Here is a 6,829-nt window from a genome sequence, read left to right on the forward strand (position 1 = left end):
CTGCATCAATCGGCGTCGCAATGCGCCATAGTGCAGTTGCTATGAACTGCTTATGAGAGGAGCCACCCAATGCATGTTACAACAATGGGCCTTGATCATTGACCGGCAGGGTATTGCGCAGCAATGTCCCGAGAGGGGTGGTTAAGAACGTTTTTCAGGTCCACGGTATTGATGATAATGGAGAGATCGCATTTAACCGTGCTTTACGGCGGGCGCAAGTGTTGGCATTTTTTGAACGCCTTGAGCCATGTTTGGTTGGTATTGAAGCTTGTGGAGCGAGCCACCACTGGGCACACGAACTGATCAAGTTAGGTCATAACAGGCCGAACACAAGACTGCTTCTGACGAAACACCATGCGCGAAAAAGGACTTGCAAAAAGGGAGCCATCCACACAGGACGAAGCTGCCTTCAAGTATCGAACGTTGAAGGTCTGCTTTGTAGATGAGAGTTTCTGTTTCTAGCCGAAAATACTATCGAGCTTTCCGATAATACTGATGAGCAAGGCCACGCCGCAAATCAGGATCGCCAACCAGAACACATACTGCACTACAAATGCCGAAACGCCGATACCAACGGCCATATATGAAAGCCGATGTGGTTCGTGTCGGTATAATCCTATGCCGCCAAGCACGACCGCGATACCCGCCACACAGAGCGCGGCAATTGTGATGAATTGACTGTAATCTCGGGGCGGCGGAGTGCGCTCTGGGGCTGGTTCCCCTGCCAATGCACGCGCGGCTGATTGCTTTATGTCTGCTGCAATCTCGCCAATGACAGAACCGCTACTCTTCTCTTTCGGCTCAAAAAATGCAGAAAATTGTATGAGAATAACGACGAGACTTGCAATACCCAGAATGAACCCAACCAACCCAAATTTCGCAGGTAGCTCTTCGATTGTCTGTTCCATCGCATTACTCCTTCGTCGCTCCACGGCGTTCAGATAAATGACGTTGACGGCCAAATTATGGCATCTGAACCCAGACTGTACTCCCGTTGGGTTCCAGCGTCTATTTTCTTATCAAGCGCAAAAGCAGACATTGGTGGCGAACGCAGCATCTGACACATTGGGCTCGAACCGGACCTTCGCCGCGCACGGCGGCAAGGTCAGCAGTGCGGACGAAACCGGCCTTATGTATGAAACGCACCAACAATCTAGCTGATTTCACCGCCCTTGTGAATCATCATATGGCGTATGGTTCGTTCACTTTCTGAACGCGCCATACAAGGGGGCCTGCATACTCCGCAAACAGTGCATTTGATTGATTGTGAAACATTAGTGCCGTCACTGTGACCAGTGCACATACAGCAGCCTTTAGGTGCATTTGGCCAAATTCGCCGTAGGCGGAAAGGACAAGACCCCGCAAGCAGTCGGTGCCTAGCCGACATCCGTCAGGTTCTGAATAAACGTCAGCTATCGTTCGCTCCCTTCCTGATTATATTTAGAGTAGACACAGCCGATGTGAACGTCGGACACTGGCACGCAGTCGCCACATGCGTCACGCAACCTTAATAAATAGTTAACCAGAATGTCGCATTTGAACCTTAAGGCGAGGGTGCTGCGGACCTGCCGCTTGCGTAATACTGATCCCATTTTCCGGAGATACCAGATGAAGTCCTACACTCGCTTTGCGTTGCCCCTGCTGGCGTCCGCATCCGCTCTATCTATGACGGCTGTATTCGCGGAACCAAGCCCCGAGCTGATCGCAGCAGCACAGGCCGAAGGCATGCTGACCACAATCGCCCTCCCTCACAGCTGGTGCGGCTATGGCGAAGTCATTGCAGCATTCAAAGAAAAATATGGTCTGGAAGTGAATGAGTTGAACCCGAATGCTGGCTCAGCGGACGAGCTCGAAGCGGTGAAGGCGAACAAGGATAATACCGGCCCTCAGGCACCAGACGTGCTTGATGTAGGTCTATCTTTTGGTCCTGCGGCCAAGGCCGAAGGTCTGCTGCAGCCGTACAAGGTTGCAGAGTGGGACTCGATCCCCGATGACGCCAAAGATGCCGACGGATATTGGTATGGCGACTATTATGGGGTTTTGGCGTTTGGTGTGAACTCTGACATTTATCCCGATGCGCCGACCAGCTTTGCGGATGTGAAGGGCGATGATTTCGCGAACGGGGTGGCGATCATTGGTGATCCGCGCACCGGCAACAGCACCATGATGACGGTCTATGCCGCAGGTATCGCAGAGGGTGCAGAAGCGGGCGCAGACGCGTTGAACAAGGGCATTGAATACTTCAAAGGGCTCAAGGGAAGCGGCAATCTTGTTCCGGTCAACGGCAACTCCCAGAACCTTGCCCAGGGAACGACACCGATCTATTTCGATTGGGATTACAACCTGCTGGCAATGCGCGACAATCTGGCAGGCAACCCACCTGTCGAGGTGATCGTGCCCAGTGATGCAGTTGTTGCAGGCGTCTATGTTCAGGCGATCTCGGCTTATGCGCCCCATCCCAATGCTGCCAAACTCTGGATGGAGTTTCTGTATTCGGACGAAGGCCAGTTGCTTTGGCTGGAAGGCTACTGCCACCCGATCCGCTTTAACGATATGGCCGAGCGCGGCGTGATACCGCAGGATCTGCTGGACAAACTCCCCCCCGCCGAAAACTACGCCAAGGCGATCTTCCCCTCGCTTGATGATCAGGCAGCGGCGAAAGAGGCAGTTGCGGCGAACTGGGCGACCGAAATGGGCGTTCAGTAAGCCACCGCTTTTAACTATCAGACAGCGGAGGTTTCCTCCGCTGTCTTTTTTCCAGAAGATGGATCTATACCTTTGACGTCTCATTCTCCCGACCGACCGCCTGCAGTGCGCCGTTTTGCCGAGCTGAACTGGTCATGGATTGGCCTTGTGCCGTTTTTCCTGTTTGCGTTCCTGTTTCTGATCGCGCCGATCTTCTATCTGATCAATGGCGCATTCCAAACACCGGATGGACAGTATTCGCTGGACACAATGCAGGGGCTGTTCGCGCCAGAGATCCTGAACTCATTCAGCCTGTCGATCCGCCTGAGCCTTGCATCGGCAGGCATGGGCGCCGTTTTCGGGTTGATCCTTACCTATGCGTTGATCCACGGCGGGTTGCCGTCATGGGTTCGGCGGGCGTTCATGACGTTTTCGGGCGTTGCCTCCAACTTCGCAGGGGTGCCGCTGGCATTTGCCTTTATCGCGACACTGGGGCGTCTGGGCCTTGTCACGCTGGTGCTGCGCGACTTTCTGGGGATCAACATCTATGCGTCGGGCTTCACCCTGTTTTCCTTTTTGGGTCTCGCGCTGACCTACCTTTATTTCCAACTGCCCCTAATGATCCTGATGATAACGCCCGCGCTTGAAGGGTTGCGGCCCGAATGGCGCGAGGCTGCGGAAAGCCTCGGGGCGTCCCGTCGCCAGTATCTGTCGCGTGTCGCAATGCCGCTGCTGGCACCCTCGGTGCTGGGGTGTTTCCTGCTGCTGTTCGCCAATGCTTTCGGCACCCTGGCCACGATTTACGCGCTGACGGGGGCCAACTTCCAGGTGGTCCCGATCGTGCTGTTCCAGCAGATCCGCGGCAATGTGCTTTATAATCCCAATCTGGGCTATGCGATTGCGGTCGGGATGATCGTGTTGATGGGCCTGTCCAACACACTTTATTTCATCCTGCGCCGCCGAGCCGAGCGGTGGCAGAAATGAGCCGCCGCGTGCCTGTCCTATCAGTCGTGATCGCAGTGCTTGGTGCCGCGTTCTTTGTCGTGCCGCTGATCGCGACATTCAACTTTTCGCTGCGCATGAAGCGAGGAGAGCTGTCATTCGAGGCCTACCGTTCCGTGTTCGAGAGCGATGTATTCGTCAGTGTTCTAAGCTTCTCGGCAGTTGCGTCCTTGCTGGCGATCCTTGTCGGTATCATGATCGTGGTGCCCACCGCCTATTGGGTCCGTCTGCGGGTGCCGCGCATGCGCCCCGTGGTCGAGTTTCTGAGCCTCATGCCCCTGATTATCCCGCCGGTCGTGCTGGTCTTTGGCTATGTTCGGATCTACGGGACCGGTTCTTTCCTGCCCCTGACGATGACTGATACAGGCACTAATACTCTGCTGGTGATCGGGTATGTCGTGTTGTCGATCCCCTACATGTATCGCGCGGTCGATAATGGGATGGCCTCGATAGATATTGCAACTCTGACCGAAGCGGCAGAAAGCCTTGGTGCATCGCGGCTGCGCACCATCGCCTTCATCATTTTCCCCAATATCCGCTCTGCCATCGTGTCGGGTGCATTCCTGACATTCTCCATATCATTGGGCGAATTTGTCATCACCAGCCTGCTGAACCGTCCGGGTTTTGGTCCCTATCTGGTGCGGATGGGGCAGGATTATGCCTATCAGCCTGCGGCCCTCGCCATCATGGCGTTCGGGTTTACCTGGACCTGCATGGTCCTGATGGAAGCGTTCGCCAATCTCAAACCTGGCCAGCGCCTGTTTCGGCGGCGCACATCCACTTCTGTTGAAAAGGCATTATCATGAGCTTTCTGACCCTGACCGACATCACCAAGACGTTCTGGACAACGACTGTCGTGCGTGATTTCCAACTTGATGTCGAGGCTGGTGAATTTATCTCGTTCCTTGGCCCCTCAGGTTGCGGCAAGACGACGGTGCTGCGCATGATCGCAGGTTTCGAGAAACCGACGTCCGGCAAGATCCAGGTAGGCGGCGCAGATGTGACCGCGCTGCCTGCAAGCCGCCGAAAGATCGGCATGGTGTTTCAGGCATATGCGCTTTTTCCCAATATGTCTGTCCGAGAGAACGTCGCATTTGGTCTGAAAATCGCGGGCATGTCGGGCCGCGAGATTGCAAGCCGCGTGGACGAGATGCTGGATCTGATCGCATTGGGACATCTGGCGGACCGCTATCCCTATCAGCTGTCAGGTGGCCAGCAACAGCGCGTGGCACTGGCCCGCGCCCTTGCGCCAAGACCCAACCTTCTGCTGCTGGACGAACCACTATCGGCGCTCGATGCGCAGATCCGCACCAGCTTGCGTGATGATATCCGGCGCATCCAGCGCGAACTGGGGATCACCACGGTTTTCGTGACCCATGATCAGGAAGAGGCCCTGTCCGTGTCGGACCGCGTGGTCGTGATGCACGCGGGCCGGGCGGATCAGATCGGGACGCCTTCCGAGATCTACAATCGCCCGACAACGCGGTTTGTTGCGGATTTCGTCGGAAAGCTGAACACGTTCGATGCACAGCAGGTTGGGCCGCAAAGCCTTCGCTTTGCCGGGGTCAATGTGGGCGGGCTCGATCTGTCGTCTATCGCGGCAAACAGCGCCGTAACGGTCGCCCTGCGCCCCGAAGCTATGTCCCTCAACCGGCGATCAACCGATACCCAGTCGCTGCCGGGCCGCGTTCTGCACTCCAGCTTTCTGGGCTCGGTCATCCGGGCGCAGATAGATGTTGCCGGCACGCCCGTCAGCATCGACATGTTCAACCGCGCGGGCGTCACAGTCCCTGCGCAAGGCGCGCAAACCGAGGTTTGGTTCGCGCATGACGACCTTGTTATCCTGCCAGAGAGTGCCGCATGAAGTTACCTGCTTTCTCCGCGCCCGGTCAGTTTTACCGCGGCAACCTTCACACCCATTCCACCTTGTCCGACGGGGTCCTGTCGCCCGCCGAGGTCAGCCGCCGTTATCAGTCAGAGGGCTATGATTTCATCGCACTCACGGACCACATGATCGGCATTTACGACTACCCATATGGGCGCAGCTGGCAAAGTCTTGGCGCAGAGTTAAGGTCGAAGGGTGTAAACCCGTTTCCCCCAAATGGAGAAGTTTATGGCAGCCTATTTTTGCGGAGCGATGTAGCCAAAGAAATCCAGTAACAGGCTGATATAACAAACAAAAAATGACGGAGCTCGCTGCTCCGTCCTTTTTTGTTTGTTGCAAACTCAAGCTTTAAAACAGCTCTGCGGAAAACCTATGGTGTGATTCACGGAAAAGGTATGCTGTGACTGACAATAATGTGGGGACATAGCATAATGCGGCCACTATTTCGCTTATACCTACTGATATCATTATATAATTTATGACACAAGGCGGCCAAAATGGCCATTCCCCCATATCAAATGGCCATCGAAAGTTCCAAAAAAATACCGCCCGAAGGCGGCATTCTCAGTTTTGAGCTATGTGTTCATTCTGAAATAGGCTTCAGCCCATCCAAAACCGAATCTCGTCGGATACATTTGGCGGAGGATTCTTGATCTTCGCCATAATCTCAGATGGCAACACCAACACACTGCCGAACCCAGTTTGGCCCTTCAAGCGACAGACCTTCTTCAGGTGAAGACCGAACAGCAGCTCCAGGATGACATCAAGACTGACACGACATTTCTCGGCAGCCTTTGCCAGAGGCACGTGATCTTTTGGCACTGTGCCCACCAATCTAAAACTGCTCTCCAAGAACTTTTTTACGCGTTGCACGGAGCGCCCGTCGATTGCTTTGCCAACCTTGCTTTTTACCGCGTCATGCTCCTGTATTCTCGTCAGTTGTTTCAGTTCGATCAAAGCTGACACAAGAGGACGGGACGCATTCAGCAGATCGGGAACATGTGTGGTCGGCACTGCATGCTTTGCTATCTCGATCAACGCTTTGGCCCTGCTGTAATCTGCGACCACATTGCGAGCGCCTTTAAGGGGTGGCACGTCATCAATCACCCCAGCGACCCGCAACACGTTTGTGAGTGTCTTTGAGTGCAAATGCTCGGCTTTCGCGATGGAGGCGATGCTCGCGTATCGGGGCTCGAAAACTGGCGCACCCAAGAGCATTTGACCTGGCATCAATGGAACGTTGTCGATGATGACGTC

The 6,829-nt window shown here is 54.9% G+C and carries 5 protein-coding genes and 2 pseudogenes; 5 read left to right on the forward strand and 2 right to left on the reverse strand.

Annotated features, from left to right (window positions below):
• Positions 1-458: 458 nt before the first annotated feature.
• On the reverse strand, positions 459-908 hold the full coding sequence (locus tag ABYT07_RS17800; RefSeq protein ID WP_372993367.1) for a hypothetical protein: 450 nt from the start codon (positions 906-908) through the stop codon (positions 459-461).
• Between the two features lie 700 nt (positions 909-1,608).
• On the opposite strand from ABYT07_RS17800, the gene ABYT07_RS17805 reads away from it, so the two are divergent.
• The 5 genes and pseudogenes from ABYT07_RS17805 to ABYT07_RS17825 form a co-directional block, all read left to right on the forward strand.
• Complete coding sequence (locus ABYT07_RS17805) at positions 1,609-2,706, forward strand: ABC transporter substrate-binding protein (RefSeq protein ID WP_372993368.1); 1,098 nt, start codon at positions 1,609-1,611, stop codon at positions 2,704-2,706.
• A 72-nt stretch (positions 2,707-2,778) separates the two neighbouring features.
• Entirely contained in the window at positions 2,779-3,669 is an 891-nt protein-coding gene (locus ABYT07_RS17810) for an ABC transporter permease (RefSeq protein ID WP_372993369.1), read from the forward strand.
• The gene (locus ABYT07_RS17815) at positions 3,666-4,493 is read left to right on the forward strand and encodes an ABC transporter permease (protein ID WP_372993370.1); all 828 of its coding nucleotides are present in this window, start codon (positions 3,666-3,668) and stop codon (positions 4,491-4,493) included. The genes ABYT07_RS17810 and ABYT07_RS17815 overlap by 4 nt, the downstream gene beginning before the upstream one ends.
• A complete protein-coding gene (locus ABYT07_RS17820; RefSeq protein ID WP_372993371.1) occupies positions 4,490-5,551 on the forward strand; it encodes an ABC transporter ATP-binding protein in 1,062 nt (353 codons plus the stop codon). Before ABYT07_RS17815 ends, ABYT07_RS17820 begins: the two co-directional genes overlap by 4 nt.
• A pseudogene (locus ABYT07_RS17825) lies at positions 5,548-5,721 on the forward strand (PHP domain-containing protein); the annotation flags it as partial. The gene ABYT07_RS17820 and the pseudogene ABYT07_RS17825, both read left to right, overlap by 4 nt.
• Positions 5,722-6,172: 451 nt before the next feature.
• Here the strand turns inward: ABYT07_RS17825 and ABYT07_RS17830 are convergent.
• Positions 6,173-6,829, reverse strand: a pseudogene (locus ABYT07_RS17830) (hypothetical protein); the annotation flags it as partial.

Source organism: Sulfitobacter sp. (assembly GCF_041552635.1).
Classification (GTDB): Bacteria; Pseudomonadota; Alphaproteobacteria; order Rhodobacterales; family Rhodobacteraceae; genus Sulfitobacter.

What these genes read in the sequence shown, in the direction of transcription:
- ABYT07_RS17800 (WP_372993367.1), bottom strand. Translation starts at nt 908, where the DNA reads ATGGAACAGACAATCGAAGAGCTACCTGCGAAATTTGGGTTGGTTGGG.
- ABYT07_RS17805 (WP_372993368.1), top strand. Translation starts at nt 1,609, where the DNA reads ATGAAGTCCTACACTCGCTTTGCGTTGCCCCTGCTGGCGTCCGCATCC.
- ABYT07_RS17815 (WP_372993370.1), top strand. Translation starts at nt 3,666, where the DNA reads ATGAGCCGCCGCGTGCCTGTCCTATCAGTCGTGATCGCAGTGCTTGGT.
- ABYT07_RS17820 (WP_372993371.1), top strand. Translation starts at nt 4,490, where the DNA reads ATGAGCTTTCTGACCCTGACCGACATCACCAAGACGTTCTGGACAACG.